This is a genomic window from Paenibacillus sp. J22P90 (assembly GCF_059692195.1).
In genome coordinates this window covers 603,810-620,739 of the sequence record NZ_JCAUAY010000004.1, presented here as the reverse complement: position 1 = coordinate 620,739, position 16,930 = coordinate 603,810, and the positions used below count along the sequence as shown (strand labels likewise).

Here is a 16,930-nt window from a genome sequence, read left to right as displayed (position 1 = left end):
ATTGTCACTCTAGACTACTGTCCTGCATACACTTGTAATGAATGATTGTATGGAGGAGGTTGAAAGGATGTCATTAGATAAAGATTTGCAATGCAGAGAGATCATTACAAAGGCTGTCTGCGGTAAAGGTCGCAAATTTTCTCATGTAAGTCATACCGTGACTCCGCCTTTTTCTCCAACCAGTATTTTGGGCGCTTGGATTATTAATAACCAATTCGAGGCAGTCCATTCATCTGGAGAGGGCGTAGAGGTAGTTGGTACTTACGATATCAACATCTGGTATTCTTACGATCGTAACACCAAAACAGACGTAGCAAAAGAAACCGTATCGTATGTAGAAATTGTTGGACTAAGCTACTTGGACAAAAAACATAAGTCGACGACAGCCGAAGTCTCAGCTGTCGCCACCCAAGAGCCGAATTGCGTTGAAGCCAGCGTATCATCCAGCGGCAACAGCGTTATCATTCGGGTGGAACGTGAGTTCCAAGTAGAACTTGTTGCCGAAACGAAAGTCTGTGTAGTCGTTTGCACCAACGGCTGCAATGACTTCGACGACAAGCACGTGGATTTCGATGACAGTGGCGATGGGGATTTTGAGGATCTGGACGCCGATCTGCTTGAGGATGAACTGGATTAAGGGAGCTTTCAGAAATTCGATACTTGATTTCGGAAAGTCTCCTAAGGAATCTTATACGCCATTATATGCGGGCTGAAGAGGTTCGGCAGAGGGCATTTGCCCTCTTTTTTGTTGTATTCGCACATTTGGGCAGGCGCAGGCGTGAGCCCGATGTGAAATGAGGGGTGTTTGCTTTGGAAACCTTCTTGCTGCATGCACAGGAAAAAGAAGCACTTGAGCTCGCGGAGCGCAGCCGCATTCCCAGCGGTACCCGGCTTCCTGAGAACTGGCAGGGTCGAATGATCATTCATTGGGGCGCAGCGCATGATGAGTATCCGCACCAACCTGCTCTGCAGCCCATTAAAGCGATCATGCGTGCACAGAACCGCAAGAAGCGGGATGAACTGCTTAAGCTTCATGGGATGAAAACAATGGCCTCACAAGCCGCCGTAGCGCGTGGGAAAAGAGAAGCTGAGACATTTACGCATAAGTATAAAGTGGCGGTCTTTCATCTTCAAACGCTGCTTATTTATGAGAAAAAGGAGACGCTGCTGCTTTCGGAGAAGACCCTGCAGCAGCAGCGGCAACTAAGCGTGAATGCAGCCTACATAGAGGTTGGGCCAGCCCAGACCAACTTCCACTCGCGCAGAGCAAGCCGTGAGTCGGTCAAAGCGATCTACGCACTCGGCTTAGATTACGGCCTTGTCACGATTGGGATAACGCCAAGCGGGCATACGCTTGTGCTGGACGTAGACCCCGTTCCGAAGCTGAACGGGCGGCTCCTGCAGCTCTTCGCACAAGCGATCGATCTCTATGATCAATCGCTTGCCAAAGAGCTGGAACGGAAAGAGCGAGCGATGCTCGGCTGCGATCCAGAGTTCCTGCTCGTGAACCCGCAGGGCAAGGTCGTCTTCGCCGACCGCTTCCTAACCCGGGATGGCGCCGTAGGCTGCGACGCCATCGTGTTAAGCGGCCATCGCGTCATTCTGCCGCTGGCTGAACTACGCCCGCAGCCCAGCGTGGACCCGCTGCAGCTCACAAGAAACGTGCGAGCAACGATGGGGCTCGCCGCGCGAAAAATCAACGACGAAAGCCTCGCTTGGCTTTCGGGCGGGATGCCCGTGCGGGGATACCCGTTAGGCGGGCATGTGCATTTTAGCCGCTGCTGGATGAATGGACATCTGCTGCGGGCGCTGGATAATTATCTCGCGCTGCCGCTAATCCTGATCGAGGACGAATCTACACGTGGGCGTCGACCGCGCTACGGCTACCTTGGCGACTACCGCAAGAAGTCACACGGGGGCTTTGAATACCGTACACTGCCGAGCTGGCTGGCCTCTCCTGTCGTAACCCAAGGCGTATTCGCACTTGCCTCGCTGATCGTGAATAACTACTGGCAGCTGACCCGGAAGCCGCTTCAAGAACCGGATGTGCAAGCTGCGTATTACAGCGGTGATAAGCGGAGGCTGCAAGATGAGGTCGCGAAGCTTTGGAAAGAGTTGGAGCAGCTGAAGGGCTACGAGGTCCACGCGGCTGATCTGGAAGGTCTTCGTTTGCAGATCACCTCGATGAAGTCGTGGGATGAGAAGGCGGACATTCGGTCCGCTTGGAAAATTGCACCCGGGGTGCGTAAAGAAGCTTTTGACGAAGGAATCATGTTATAATAGATTATCTATCGCATGATAGGTTTATAGAAAAAGATCATGAAAGCAAAGGCTGTACACGATTTCCTCGATCTGCTTGCTGGAGTTCAATTACCTGCGGCAAGCAGAACGATGTCTACTAGGCTGTGTATGGATGAAAATAAGAATGATAGTTTCAAAGAGTTCAAATTTATTTTGGAATAGGTTGGGGGAACACAAGTTGGCTACATATACGCCGATGATTCAGCAGTACTTAGCCGTTAAGGCACAGGTTCCAGATGCTTTTTTGTTTTTTCGTTTAGGAGACTTCTATGAGATGTTTTTTGAAGATGCGATTAATGCGTCACGTGAATTAGAAATTACGTTAACAGGCCGTGAAGGCGGCGGTGACGAGAAAATTCCGATGTGCGGCGTCCCTCACCATGCAGCTGAGAACTATATGTCCCGATTAATTGAAAAAGGGTACAAAGTCGCGATCTGTGAGCAAGTGGAAGATCCCGCTGAGGCGAAAGGTGTTGTGCGCCGCGAAATCGTTCGGATTGTGACACCTGGTACAGTGATGGATAGCAAGCTCCTTGGTGAATCTGTCAACAACTATATCGTATCTCTGGTAAACCAAGCGGATAGCTATGCATTTACGGCGTGCGATATTTCAACAGGGGAGCTTTATACGACGCAATTTGCGCATTCATGGGAGCTCGTCGTCGACGAGTTGAATGTGTATAACCCTTCAGAAATTGTAACGAATCAGTCTTTGCTGACGACAATCCGCGAGTCTGGCGCAGCATGGGGCCGCAATATGGTACTGACGGAGTGGACGCATAGGGACGAAGCGCTACTGGATGAGCATTTTGCCGAAGATGCCGCGCTATCTGAGCTATCTAGTATCAGTCGACAAGGCGTTGCTTTGTTACTTTCCTACTTAAAAGAAACGCAAAAAAGAGCGCTCACGCACGTGAAGCACATACGCATCTATGAGCCTGATCAATTTATGACGATGGACCCGTTTACTCGTCGCAATTTAGAGCTTGTTGAAACCGTTCGTGAACGTGCTAAAAAAGGGTCGTTATTATGGCTTTTGGATAAAACGGTAACCGCCATGGGCGCGCGTATGCTGCGCCGCTGGATCGAGAAGCCGCTGATGAATGTGGCGCGGATCGAAGAACGCTTGGAAGCGGTCAATTTGCTCTACAATCAATTGATTGTGCGTGACGATGTGAAGCAAGCACTGAAAGAAGTCTATGATTTGGAGCGGTTAGTGGCCCGAATCTCCTACGGCAATGCGAATGCTCGCGATATGATCGCGTTGAAGCATTCTTTGCAGCAGGTTCCGATGCTCCAGCAATTATGTGCCACATCAGGATCCGAAACGCTGCGAAAACTCGTTGAAAATATGGACGTTTGTGATGACGTGATGTCCTGGATTGCCAATGCCATCGAGGACGAGCCTCCGGTCTCCATTCGTGACGGGGGAATGATTCGCGAAGGCTATCAGCCTTACTTAGATCAGCTTCGCGAAGCGAGCAAGAACGGCAAGCAATGGATTGCCGAGCTGGAGCGTCAGGAACGCGAGGCAACGGGCATTAAGTCGCTCAAAATCGGCTACAACAAAGTGTTTGGTTACTTTATTGAAGTGACGAAGGCGAACATGTCCGCCCTGCAAGAAGGACGCTACGAGCGCAAACAGACGCTCGCCAATGCAGAGCGCTATGTAACGCCAGAGCTCAAAGAGAAAGAAGCGCTCATTCTGGAAGCGCAGGATAAAATGATTGATCTGGAGTATGAGCTGTTTACGGAGCTGCGCGACCGGATTTCGAAGCATATCTCCAGATTGCAAAAGCTGGCGGAGGTCATTGCCACCGCCGATGTGTATCAATCGCTGGCGACAGTTTCCGCGGCGCATCACTTCCGCAAGCCGGAGATCGGCGAAGGCTTCGATCTTGAAATCGTAGACGGCCGACACCCAGTGGTGGAGGCTGTCATCCAAGACGGCTCGTTCATCGCGAACGGGACGAGCCTGCTCCAAGAGCAGGGCCGCATCCTGCTCATTACCGGGCCGAATATGGCCGGTAAGAGTACGTATATGCGGCAAGTGGCCGTGATCTGCCTGATGGCGCAGATCGGCTGTTTCGTGCCCGCGAGCTCAGCGCGCATACCGGTCACAGACCGGATCTTTACGCGCATCGGCGCGGCCGATGATCTAATCGGCGGCCAAAGTACGTTCATGGTCGAGATGATGGATATCCAGATCATGACGGAGAAGGCGACGAGTCGGAGCCTTGTCATCATTGATGAGCTGGGCCGCGGCACCTCGACGGGTGAAGGGATGGCGATCGCACAGGCCGTCATAGAATTCCTTCACGATCGGATCGGCTGCAAGACGCTCGTGTCGACGCACTTCCATGAGCTCGCCCACCTGGAAGAGAGCCTTGTGCATCTGCGCAACCACTGCATGGCTGTGAAAGAAAGCGGCAGGCAGGTGACCTTCCTGCGCAAGCTCATCCCTGGCGCAGCAAGCACGAGTTACGGCATCTACTGTGCCGAAATCGCCGGGCTGCCCGATACGATCATTCAGCGCTCCTATGCGCTGCTGAATGGTTTTGAAGAGCGGGCGGCGGCAGCAACGCCGCCTGCACAGAAGGCCACGGCGGAACCCGTGGCCGCAGCAGCAGTGTCAGCCACAGTGGAACATGTGGCTGTGCCGATCAAGCAGCTGTCCCTCTTCGAGGAGGACAGTCCACCCGAAGCAGCCGTCAAGAAGAAGCTTGACGGCAAATCGCAACTGGTGCTCGACCAGTTGAAGGGCATTGATCTTATCAATATGACGCCTCTACAGGCGCTTAATTTAGTGTATGAATGGAAGCAAAAGCTGCAGTAATCCTGACTAGACCAGACGATAGATTGTAAAGGAACGGAGAGAGGCATATGAGAGTATCACCAGTCAGCAAGAAAGCTTTTAAGGCTACCTTAGCGCTAGCATCTGCTCTGGCCATCGTGATGCCGGTGAGTGCGATGGCACAAGAGGATGCAAAAACCGTCCTCGTGCGAAAAACGCTTGCCGAAAACCATGTCAGCGGCGTTACGGAAGCTCAGCTTGCGAATCAAACGATTGAGCAAATGCTGGAGGGGTTGAAGGATCCCTACACGGTATTGTTCACGCCTCAAGACTATAGTGATTTTTCCAATTATTTAGAAAATAGCTTTGAAGGCGTAGGCTGTGTTATTGGGCTTGATGATCAGGGTGTTTATGTATCGAGAACGATCCCAGGTTCGCCAGCTGAAGCGGCTGGCTTGCAGAAGGATGATTATGTCCGCGCGATTGATGGCGTTCCTGCCTCTACGACGTCCATTGACGAGGTTCGGAACAAAATCATCGGTGTCGCAGGGACCAAAGTGAAGGTTACTGTCCTACGTGGGGATAAAGAAATTACATTTGAGCTAACGCGCCAAGCCGTAAATTCGCCAGAAGTGTACAGCAGCAGTTTTGCCAATGGTGTTGGTTATGTGCAAATTACGGATTTTTCAGATGAAGCTGATGAGGAATTTGACAAGCAGTTAAGTGCTCTGCAAGCCAAAGGTCTGAAGTCGTTAATTCTAGACGTTCGTGACAATCCCGGCGGTTATCTTGAAACAGCGACAAACATTGCGAAGCATTTTGTGAAAGACGGTGTCCTCATTCATACGCAGGATCGCAATGGTATTGATGATCCCGTACCGATTAAAGATGGAAATCCGCTTGGGATCCCTGTGTATATTTTAGCCAATGAAAATAGCGCAAGTGCTTCAGAGGTACTCTCGGGTGCTTTGCAAGACTACGGCGTAGCGAAAGTGATCGGGATGCAAACCTTTGGCAAAGGAAGTGTTCAGCAGCTTTTCAAGCTTCCGGATTCCAGCATGCTGAAGATCACAATTGAAGAATACTTAACACCGAATAAGCGAAAAGTGAACAAAGTAGGCATTACGCCTGATATGCAGGTTGATGGTGTAGCGGCACAGCTGATTACAGCGCTACATGAAACAGGGATTTCGGATGTCCAAGTGTTATTCACAAAACATGGTGTTAGCTATAACGGCAATGACCTTGGTTATGGCTTCGGCAGCTTCAATGAAAAGGATAAGTTTTTTGCATCAGCACGAGGACTAGCTGCTCTAATCGGGGCTAAGATTACTTGGAATAATACAAATCGCACAGTTGACATTACCGATGAGAAGGGAACGCATGCGTTTCCAATAGAAGCGGACAAGCTGGTGATTGTCAATGGCATGAGCTATATCAATGTCGATTTATTTGATGATTATTTTCCGCAGCTAAAGGTTAATCATCAAGGAGAGAATGTTTCTATACAGGCAGTAAAGGGGAATTAATCCATGGGCAAAATTCAGCTCTTAAGCGAGCATATTGCGAACCAAATTGCAGCAGGTGAAGTGGTGGAACGGCCTTCATCGGTCGTGAAAGAGCTGGTTGAGAACTCGGTTGATGCGGGGAGTACACGGATTGATGTCACGATCGAAGAAGGGGGCTTAACCCTCATTCGTGTGTCCGATAACGGCTCTGGTATGGCGCTGGAGGACTGTGAATTAGCTTTTCAACGTCATGCGACGAGTAAGATCGCGACAAGCAAGGATCTGTTTTCGATCCGTACGCTGGGCTTCCGAGGCGAGGCCTTGCCGAGTATCGCTTCTGTCTCCAGATTGGAGTGTGTTACTAGCGCGACTAGCGATGGACTTGGCCGGAAAATCACCATCGAAGGCGGCACCATTCGCGCTGTGGAAGAAACAGCGGCTTCGCGTGGAACGGAAGTGACCGTGCGGGATTTATTTTATAACACGCCCGCTAGGCTAAAATATATGAAAACGATCCAGACGGAGCTTGGACACATTTCGGATTACTTATATCGGCTTTCGCTCGCTCATCCTGGGATTGCGTTTACCTTAAAACATAACGGCAATGTGCTGCTCCAAACGTTAGGAAACGGGGATCTGCTCCAAGTCATTGCAGGCATCTACGGCACTGCAATTGCTAAACAAATGCTTCCTCTCCAAGTGGAAAGCTTGGATTATACGATCACGGGCTTCGTTGCCAAGCCCGAAATGACTCGCGCGAATCGCGGCGGCATCTCGACCATTGTCAATGGTCGGTATGTACGCAACTTCGCGTTGAATCAAGCGCTTCTGCAGGGTTATCATACCCTGCTGCCGATCAACCGCTTCCCGGTGGCTGCGCTGCACATTGGGATGGACCCTGCACTTGTGGATGTCAACGTACATCCATCCAAGCTTGAAGTCCGCTTCAGTAAGGAAGCGGAGCTTACGGCGTTGATCGAAGCCGAGGTGAAGCGGCTATTCGGCAGACAAGTTCTGATTCCTACGGGAGTCAAGACGACGTCATCAGTGCCGAAAGGCGCTTACGTGCAAGAGCAACTGGAGCTCACGCGTACGGTGGAACCTCCTCCCAAAGAAAAAATCAGTCCATTGCTGGAGCTGGAGGAAGAATTTTTTAAGGATCATAAGGAAGCTGATGACTCGAAGGTTTTGAATGAAGCAAGTCCTGCGCAGAAAGCTGACAACTCGTGGACACCACCTCAAGTGAGGGAAACGGCCCCTGTCTATCGTCAGCAGGCACCGACTGTACCTTTTTCAAATAGTAACCCTAGCCTCTCTAGCCCTAGCTTTAGCGCTAGCTCTAGCACGACTTCGACTTCCTCGTCGGATAATAGTTATGCCGTTAGAAAGACGCCATCTTCCAATCAGGGGTACAAGCCGTCAGTCGATGCTTCGTATCGAAACACGTCCATTCAGCAGCGTCGAACGAATGAGGCGTTCATGGATTTGATGCCTTCAGGTGAGGAGAGCGATGCGCCCAAGCTCCCAACGTTTCCGAGATTGGATCCCATCGGGCAAATGCATGGTACTTATTTGATTGCCCAGAATGAAACGGGCTTGTACCTCATTGATCAACATGCGGCACATGAACGTATTAATTATGAATATTTTTATGAGCGTTTTGGCAATCCTGCTGAGGCGAGTCAAGAATTACTCGTACCGATCACTTTGGAATTTACACCATCAGAAGCAGGAGTTATTTCGGATAAGCTTGCGCTATTTGAGCAAGTTGGCGTTTATATGGAGGCCTTTGGCGGGAACACTTTCCTAGTAAGAGCGCATCCCCACTGGTTCCCGGCAGGGGAAGAGAAGGGGATCGTCGAAGAAATGTGTGAGCTGATTATTTCAGATCGCAAAGCGCTTGATATCGCCAAGCTGCGTGAGAAAGCGGCAATCATGTGCTCATGTAAAGCATCCATTAAAGCGAACCAGAGCCTTAGCACCTTGGAGATGGAGACGTTAATCGACCGGCTTGCAGGATGCCGCAATCCGTATACGTGTCCGCATGGACGACCAATTGTAGTAAGTTTTACGACCTATGAGTTAGAAAAAATGTTTAAGCGAGTGATGTAACCCTGTGTTAGTAACAACTTCGTATAATCCGTCTGCCGAATTGGTAGCGGAGGCCGCACGGTTATCAGCTTTATATGGTGGCCGAATTGTTCCCCGAAAGAAGTATTCTTTGGAACTTCTTAGGAGAAATTATAAGGATAATTCTGTCCTGCTTGTGACTAGAGAAGAGATCAGGTACTATGAAGAGGATCAACCTGCAGTATTTTTCCATCCGAGTATGTCGCTCGTTCGTGTCAAACGGATGCAGCGAGGCGAAACTGATCTCCTCATTGAAGCATCAGGTGCTGCAAGTGGAGACCGTATCGTGGATTGTACAGCAGGGCTGGCATCCGATGCGATCGTCTTCTCCTATGCCGTTGGCTCAGAAGGTCATGTCACTGCGCTGGAGAGTGCAGAGATCCCTGCGATGCTGATCCAAGAAGGTTTAGTGCAGTATGAGTCAGAAATACCTGAGCTGAATGCAGCAATGAGACGCATTGAGGTCAGGCGAACACATCATCTTGCCTATTTGCAGCAATTAGACTCGCAGAGCGTGGATGTCGTGTACTTTGACCCCATGTTTCGCAGCCCGATTGAGGAGTCACATGCGATTTCATCGCTTCGACATCGTGCGAACGATGAAGCCGTCAGTTTGAATTCCATTGCAGAAGCAAAGCGCGTTGCGCGCAAAAGTATTGTGCTCAAGGAAAGCAGAGACAGCACTGAATTTGCTCGGCTCGGGTTTGAGCATGTGTTACGATCAACAACGAAAACAACGTATGGAGTGATTCGATTGTGTTAGCCCCATCAGCCAAGCCGAAATTACTCGTGCTACTTGGTCCCACCGCAGTTGGCAAGACCAAACTCAGCTTGGAAATTGCCAAGCGCTTCAATTGTGAAATTATTTCCGGTGATTCGATGCAAGTTTATCGTGGCATGGACATTGGTACCGCCAAAGCGAGCGAGGCGGAGCAAAAGCTGATCCCGCATCATCTCATTGACATTCATGAGCCGTCGTACCCATTTTCAGCAGCAGAATTCCAAGAGCGAGTCAAAGCGTTGATCCACGACATTCACTCGCGTGGCAAGCTGCCTTTTATCGTAGGCGGCACAGGGCTGTATATTGAATCTGTTTGTTATGATTATCAGTTTACGGATGTCAGCATGGATGAAGCGTTCCGACAGGCGCAAGAACGATTCGCGGATACGCATGGGGAAGAAGCCCTGCATGGCAAACTGCGTGAGATTGATCCTGAGAGTGCTGACCGATTGCATGCGAACGACCGGAGACGTGTGATTCGAGCACTTGAGATTTTCCATATATCTGGAGAAACGATGACTGCTCACTTAGCCTCCCAGAAAAAAGAGTCACCCTACGAACTATGTATTATCGGGCTCACTATGGATCGCGCGCTGCTCTACCAGCGGATTGAAGAGCGCATTGATGCGATGATTCAAGAAGGTTTGGTGGATGAGGTGCAATCGCTGCTGGATGCAGGCACGCCGAAGTCAGCGATTTCAATGCAAGCCTTAGGCTACAAAGAGATTGTTAGTTATCTGGAGCATGAGCTCACCTTCGAGGCGGCCGTGACCCTTCTGAAGCGGGATACACGCCGATTTGCGAAGCGTCAATTGTCTTGGTTCCGGCATATGAAGGACATCAATTGGGTTGATGTAACAGATACAGCAAATTTTTCTGCCCATTTCGAAATGATTAATGATATACTAGCAGGAAAGTTTGTACATAAAATAGAATATAATTAACAAATATCACCATTAGAAAATAGCGCCATCTGGCGAAAGTTTCATTCCATTAAGGGGGACATACTGATGAACCGATCCATTAATATTCAGGACAATTTTCTAAATCAGCTGCGTAAAGAAAGCATTCCCGTAACCGTTTATTTAACTAATGGGTTTCAAATTAGAGGACTTATTCGTGCATTTGACAACTTCACCATTATTATTGACAGCGAAGGCCGTCAGCAAATGGTGTACAAGCATGCCATTTCTACCTTCACGCCACAGCGTGCTGTTTCGTTAATGGCAGCTGCAGAAGGAACGGAATAATCCGTATATCCCGTCATTTTGCAACTTTTTAATGGACTGAAACGTCTAACCGAATAGAAACTTTTGGGAGCAACCTTGAATAGAGGTTGTTCTTTTCTTACCACATAAGAATTAATAATTTTCCGAGGCTCGGAAATACAAATTCTTATTGGCGATAAAAACAACCGCTTAAACGCGGTCGCTCATCTTCGAAGGACTTCGATAGAAGTTTTTCTCAGTTTTTTCTAACTAGAGAACGATACGTAAGGGAGTTGGTGAATATGGATAAACCTACGAGACATCCATCCACGCCGCAAACCAAGCCAAGGGAGCCGAAACAGAGTAGTAATAAAGGCGGCTCTAAGAAGAAGCGATTTAATGCACGTAAGCTTATTATGGGCTCCATCATTGCAGCAATTGTAGCTGTTATCTGTGCGATGGGAATTTATATTATTGTCATCATGAGCGGTTTTAAAATTTTGGATGCCAATATTGATAAAATCGTCAGCACGACAGAGTCCACCCTTATTTATGCCCAAGAAGAAGGTAAGGATAAGGATGGGAAGGACAAACCGGCCACGGAGATCTCAAAGATTTATCGCGGTGAGAATCGGGAGAGCGTGAATATCAAAGATGTTCCTGAGCGCTTGAAGCAAGCGTTCATCGCCACCGAGGATCGTCGGTTCAATGAGCACTCCGGTGTTGATTTAAGAGCAATCGGTCGCGCAATTGTTACGGATGTTATTCACATGAGTTATGTTGAAGGCGGAAGTACGATTACCCAGCAGCTTGCCAAAAACGTATTCCTTAGCTCGGAAAAGACAGCTTTCCGAAAAGGTACGGAAATGTCGATCGCGTTTGCTCTCGATGAGCGGTTTACGAAGGATGAGATTCTGGAGAAATATTTGAATCGTATTTTCTTCGGAAGTAATGCTTACGGCATTAAAGCAGCAGCCAAAGTTTACTTTAACAAATCGAATTTGAATGATTTGGAAGTATGGGAAATGGCGACACTTGCCGCTTTGCCAAAAGCACCTTCTCGATACTCGCCTTTAACACATCCTGATTTATCGAAAGAACGTCGAGCCGTTGTGCTAAGACTCATGACCGATCAGGGTTATATTACGGAGGCTGAGCGTGCCAAAGCCGCTGCAGTCGATTATGTACCGCCCGCACCTTCCGGCTCCAGTACAAAGGAATATGCTTCTTTCGTTGACTACGTCGTGGATGAAGCGGAAGAGATGTACGGTATCGAAGAAGATGAGCTTTTAACCAAAGGCTACCGGATTTACACAACCATGAATATTAAAGCCCAAAAAACGATTGAACAAACCTATGCGAATGCGAGCTTATTCCAAAAGGACGCATCCGATGGTCAGAAAATCCAGAGTGCAACGGTTATTTTGGATAATAAAACCGGTGGAATCATGGGATTAATCGGCGGTCGTGATTATAAGGCCAAGGGGTTCAGTCGTGTGTACTCGAAGAGACAGCCTGGCTCGTCTTTTAAACCTATTGCGGTATATGCCCCTGCTTTAGAGAGTGGTAATTATACGCCATATTCGTTGTTAGATGATACGCAGACGTCTTTCGGTTCGTATTCCCCGCAAAACTATGATCGTCAGACACATGGGCAAGTGACGATGTTCGAAGCGGTCAAGAAATCCTACAATTTGGCACCTGTCTGGTTATTAAGTAAAATGGGTGTTAGAACGGGGACTGCATTTGCTAATAAGTTAGGAACCACCTTAAATGATCAGAAGGATCAAAATTTAGCGGTGGCGCTCGGAGGCTTGACTGACGGCGTATCGCCATTGCAAATGGCTAGTGCGTATACTGCGTTTGCGAATCAAGGCGTACAAAATAAGACGCATGCCATTCTGCGCATCACCGACGCGCAAGGCAAAGAAATTGTTGCTTATAAGCCGGAGAAAAAGCAAGTGATGAAGCCGTCCACAGCCTACTATATGACCTTGTTGTTACAGGGCGTTGTTGAGACTGGCGGCACCGGTGTTAAAGCGAAGTTCAATCGTCCGGTTGCAGGGAAAACAGGTTCAACAGGACTTGATATTAAGGGCATCGAACAGTACGATCGGGATATATGGTTTGTTGGCTATACGCCTGAATGGACTGCAGCGGTGTGGGAAGGCTTCGATAAAGTCGATACCAAGCACTATGTGACCGTCGGAAGTGGAAATACGGCAGCACTTTTCAGGGAGATCATGTCGAAGTCTTTGGAAGGCAAGCCGGTTACGAACTTCGTGAAGCCTGCGAATGTGGATGATTTGAAGGAACCGCCGTCTGGCATTTCGGATGTTGCAGCCACGTATATCCCAGAAGTCAAACAAGTGAAAATAACGTGGACCTCTTTAGGCGATAAGGTTAACTACCAATTATATCGCAAAAGCTCAACTGAGGCTGAAGCGAAAATGATTATTCAGACACCAAAATCACAAATTGAGGACACGACGATTAATAGTGGCGAAACGTACCAATATTACGTGGTACCATTGGAGACGAGTTCGAATACGCCAGGAGCGATGTCGAACGTCGCCACTATCGAAATTCCTAAGGATGATTCGCTTCCTAACGGCGGCATTCCATCGCCAACACCGTCGATCTCGCCGTCGCCATCGCCAGGGAATGGGGGATCACCGTCTCCTTCACCTAGCGGGAAGCCAAGTCCATCGCCATCACCAGGGGCAACGATCAAACCAGGCAACGGATCGGAGAATGGGCCTAGCCCAAGTCCGAGCCCGTCAGCGAGCCCGAAGCCTAGCCCATCACCGACTCCGTCAATCAAGCCGAACGACGATAAGCCGAAGACTGGTACGTAAGGTGGAAGACAGTTGCGCGAGCACAATAGGGCCTCGAAAGGGCCTTATTGTGCCGGCGAAGGACAAGCTTTATTGCTCCAAAAAGGCGCTATCGCCACTATCCCCATCGCTCAGGTCAGCATGGGTTGATCCATCCTGAGCCAATGGGATAGTGCCCAGATACTTGAGCATTAAACTGACGCGTTCTAGCCACAGACGGCTAAGTAACCTACTTTTCAAACAAATTCTATCTGGAGGCTCTACCGATGAATCTATTCGCCAAATCCATGAAGCCCAAAATGCTGCTCACCTCTTCCTTGCTTACCCTAACCCTGCTTGCGTCCGCATGCGGGAATAAGCCAACGGAAACGGCTGGAGGTACGGCAACACCGAGCACTGCCACGAAGGCACCTACAGCGTCAGCGACGGCAGCTGCATCGCCTGCTGCTTCTACTGGGGCAGCTAAGCAGTGGAGCAAAGCGCCTGACATGATCATTGATACGAACAAAACGTATCAGGCTGAGGTAACTACTTCCAAAGGGACGTTTACCATTGATTTGTACGCGAAGGAAGCACCAAAGACAGTTAACAACTTTGTCTTTTTGTCTAAAGAAGGATTCTATAACAATGTAACGTTTCACCGTATTATCAAAACGTTCATGATTCAAACCGGTGATCCCCAAGGAACAGGAAGAGGGGGCCCAGGTTATAAATTTGCGGATGAATTGAAGACAAGTCATACGTATGAGCCAGGTACTGTGGCGATGGCGAACTCGGGACCGAACACGAATGGAAGCCAATTTTTCATTTGTTCAGGGGCGGATTGCGCGTCATTGAATAAGATGCCGAATTACTCCATTTTCGGAAAAGTGACAGCAGATAGTATGGCTACCATTACCAAAATTGCCGAGACACCAGTGGAAAGAGATCCGAATGGTGCGGATTCCTCTCCAAGTAAGCCAAAAGAGAAAGTAACGATTAACACCATTTCCATCAAAGAAAAATAAACTAACATAAATAACGCTTTCATGCTGGATAGGAGTGGATCTCATGAAACAACCGTGCCTATTGTTCCATGGATTTACAGGTGGACCTTATGAGGTTGAGCCGTTAGCTCGTCATTTACGAGAGCGTGGTCAGCTTTGTGAGGTGCCAATCCTTCCGTGGAACGGGGAAAGTCGTCATCAGCTTCATGCTTCGAGATGGGAAGATTGGGTGCAGGCAGCAGAAAGGCATGCGACTAGGATGACAGAAACATACGGCTCCTTTGATATGGTTGGATTCTCCATGGGAGGTCTTCTTGCAGCCTATTTATCGGTGAGGTACCCTGTTCGGAGGCTTATTTTGTTAAATACGGCTGTGATTTATGTCAGCCCAGGCAGGCTGCTGAACGTGCTTCGTGATGAATGGAAGTATCAGCGCAAAATCAGTCTAATCAAAGGGAAATCCACACCGCTCGTGGCCACCTGGCAATTTACGAGGCTTGTCCGACATCTGAAGCCTGAGCTGAGTCAAGTGAATAAACCTACGCTCATCGCGCAGGCGGAGAGAGATCAAGTGATTCATCCCCAGAGCGCGCGGTACATTTATAGCAAGCTAAAAGGTCAACGAGAACTGTATTGGCACGCTAGATCGGATCATTTAATTTGCTTGAGCGAGGATGCGCCAGCCCTATTTCGGCAAGTAAGTGCATTTTTGGATAAGGAGTAGGAAGGATGACGGCAAAGCCGAGCATGAACAAGAAACAACGCGCCATCTCACCCGCGCCAGTCAAGCGGAAAGCCTATTCTGCGAAAGGTAAAACGCCATCCAAGTTCTATCGCATATTTGTAAGGACGTTTCAAGTCATATTGATCTCCTTTACACTGCTGGTTGGTTGGGTTGTATTTATCCAGTGGAAGGTACAGGTTGGGCCTCAACATACGTTGCCGAAACAAGTAGATGTAGGGATCGTTTTAGGGGCATCTTTGCGCCAGGATATACCAAGTCCAGGTCTTCAGGAACGGCTGGACTTAGCCGTGGATTTGTACAAGCAGGGGCGTTTTAAACAGCTCATTGTTACCGGTGGATTGGACCATAACGGCTCTAAGCTAACGGAAGCAGAGGGTATGAGGAACTACTTGGTGAGTAAGGGAGTGCCGAAAACAAGCATATTCCTTGAGCCCAAGGCAACGAGCACATATGAAAATTTACTATTTAGTAAGCAAATTATGGATGAGAAGTCGCTGGTAAGCTCGATTATTATCACCCATAAGTTTCATGGCTCCCGATCACTGGATATTGCAGAAACCGTTGGTTTCCAAGATCCGCTAGTATCGTCGGCGAAGTCACAGGTACTCTTTATGCCTTATCATGATACGAGAGAAACGCTCGCCTACACAAATTGGTATTTGACCAAGCTGCAGCTGAAGCTCGGGCTGAAATAAGAAAAAGCATGACAGGGAAGCGGGAAAATCCGCTGAATGTCATGCTTTTTCTCGCCTTAGCCGTTTACAATTGTGCCGCCGTTAACGTGTAGAATCTGCCCCGCCATATAGGAGGCGTCCTCACTGGCTAAGAACACATAGCTCGGAGCCAACTCACTAGGCTGGCCTGCGCGTTTCATCGGCGTTGTTGAGCCGAATACTTCAACTTCCTGCTCGGTAAACGTTGACGGGATGAGCGGAGTCCAAATTGGCCCGGGAGCTACACCGTTCACGCGAATGCCTTTTGCATTCAGTTGGAGGGAGAGTGAGCGGGTAAAGGTGACGATTGCACCTTTCGTTGATGAATAATCAATTAATTGCTCGTGACCGTGATATGCGGTGATCGATGCGGTATTAATGATCGCACTGCCTGACTTTAAATGCGGAAGGGCGGCTTGCGTCATATAAAAGTAGGAGAAAATATTCGTCCGAAATGTGCGTTCCAGCTGCGCTGACGTAATATCTGTGATGCTTTTTTGGGGATGCTGCTCGGCAGCATTGTTCACCAGGATATCGAGTTTTCCAAACTCTTTGATCACTTGGGCAACAATTTGCTTACAGAAGCTCTCATCGCCAATGTCTCCCGCGACGTGCAAGCATTTGCGTCCGGCTTGTTCCACATGGCGATGGGTTTCTTCTGCGTCCTTATGCTCATTCAGGTAAACGATGATCACATCGGCTCCCTCTTTGGCGTAGGCAACAGCAATTGCGCGCCCGATGCCGCTATCACCTCCGGTGATGATGGCGACTTTATCCTTTAGCTTTCCAGCTGGTTTATAACTCGACTTCTCGAATTCGGGAAGTGGCTTCATTTCGGCTTCAATGCCTGGCTGCTGGTTCTGGTGCTGCGGTGGGAATACAGGTTTTTCCTTTGTGGCTGGCAAGTCAATTGGCTCCTTTCATCCT

At 49.0% G+C, this 16,930-nt stretch carries 13 protein-coding genes; 12 read left to right on the top strand and 1 reads right to left on the bottom strand.

Translation table 11 applies throughout. The features are described 5' to 3' along the window. The first annotated feature begins 67 nt into the window (after positions 1 to 67). From cotE to AC58UX_RS17135, 12 genes are all read left to right on the top strand, one after another. Positions 68 to 637 carry an outer spore coat protein CotE gene (cotE, locus tag AC58UX_RS17190; RefSeq protein WP_497254796.1) on the top strand — a complete coding sequence of 190 codons (570 nt, stop codon included), beginning with the start codon at positions 68 to 70 and terminating at the stop codon, positions 635 to 637. 173 nt (positions 638 to 810) lie between these two features. Then, positions 811 to 2,280, top strand: a complete 1,470-nt coding sequence (locus AC58UX_RS17185; protein ID WP_497254794.1) for a putative amidoligase domain-containing protein — start codon at positions 811 to 813, stop codon at positions 2,278 to 2,280. A 199-nt stretch (positions 2,281 to 2,479) separates the two neighbouring features. Further along, positions 2,480 to 5,137 carry a DNA mismatch repair protein MutS gene (mutS, locus tag AC58UX_RS17180; RefSeq protein ID WP_497254792.1) on the top strand — a complete coding sequence of 886 codons (2,658 nt, stop codon included), beginning with the start codon at positions 2,480 to 2,482 and terminating at the stop codon, positions 5,135 to 5,137. Between the two features lie 47 nt (positions 5,138 to 5,184). Further along, positions 5,185 to 6,624 (top strand): S41 family peptidase, encoded by a 1,440-nt coding sequence (locus AC58UX_RS17175; RefSeq protein WP_497254790.1) that lies wholly within the window; start codon positions 5,185 to 5,187, stop codon positions 6,622 to 6,624. Between the two features lie 3 nt (positions 6,625 to 6,627). After that, positions 6,628 to 8,715 carry a DNA mismatch repair endonuclease MutL gene (gene mutL / locus AC58UX_RS17170; protein ID WP_497254788.1) on the top strand — a complete coding sequence of 696 codons (2,088 nt, stop codon included), beginning with the start codon at positions 6,628 to 6,630 and terminating at the stop codon, positions 8,713 to 8,715. A gap of 4 nt (positions 8,716 to 8,719) precedes the next feature. Next, positions 8,720 to 9,496 (top strand): class I SAM-dependent methyltransferase, encoded by a 777-nt coding sequence (locus tag AC58UX_RS17165; protein ID WP_497254786.1) that lies wholly within the window; start codon positions 8,720 to 8,722, stop codon positions 9,494 to 9,496. After that, positions 9,487 to 10,458 (top strand): tRNA (adenosine(37)-N6)-dimethylallyltransferase MiaA, encoded by a 972-nt coding sequence (miaA, locus tag AC58UX_RS17160; RefSeq protein ID WP_497254902.1) that lies wholly within the window; start codon positions 9,487 to 9,489, stop codon positions 10,456 to 10,458. The genes AC58UX_RS17165 and miaA overlap by 10 nt, the downstream gene beginning before the upstream one ends. Positions 10,459 to 10,524: 66 nt before the next feature. Further along, a complete protein-coding gene (gene hfq / locus AC58UX_RS17155; RefSeq protein ID WP_497254784.1) occupies positions 10,525 to 10,764 on the top strand; it encodes an RNA chaperone Hfq in 240 nt (79 codons plus the stop codon). A 260-nt stretch (positions 10,765 to 11,024) separates the two neighbouring features. Next, the gene (locus tag AC58UX_RS17150; protein ID WP_497254782.1) at positions 11,025 to 13,580 is read left to right on the top strand and encodes a transglycosylase domain-containing protein; all 2,556 of its coding nucleotides are present in this window, start codon (positions 11,025 to 11,027) and stop codon (positions 13,578 to 13,580) included. A gap of 245 nt (positions 13,581 to 13,825) precedes the next feature. Further along, complete coding sequence (locus AC58UX_RS17145; protein WP_497254780.1) at positions 13,826 to 14,566, top strand: peptidylprolyl isomerase; 741 nt, start codon at positions 13,826 to 13,828, stop codon at positions 14,564 to 14,566. A 43-nt stretch (positions 14,567 to 14,609) separates the two neighbouring features. Next, on the top strand, positions 14,610 to 15,269 hold the full coding sequence (locus AC58UX_RS17140) for an alpha/beta hydrolase (protein WP_497254778.1): 660 nt from the start codon (positions 14,610 to 14,612) through the stop codon (positions 15,267 to 15,269). 5 nt (positions 15,270 to 15,274) lie between these two features. Beyond that, positions 15,275 to 15,985 carry a YdcF family protein gene (locus AC58UX_RS17135; protein ID WP_497254776.1) on the top strand — a complete coding sequence of 237 codons (711 nt, stop codon included), beginning with the start codon at positions 15,275 to 15,277 and terminating at the stop codon, positions 15,983 to 15,985. 56 nt (positions 15,986 to 16,041) lie between these two features. Here the strand turns inward: AC58UX_RS17135 and AC58UX_RS17130 are convergent, their stop codons facing one another. Next, a complete protein-coding gene (locus tag AC58UX_RS17130) occupies positions 16,042 to 16,908 on the bottom strand; it encodes an SDR family oxidoreductase (RefSeq protein ID WP_497254774.1) in 867 nt (288 codons plus the stop codon). Positions 16,909 to 16,930: the final 22 nt, after the last annotated feature.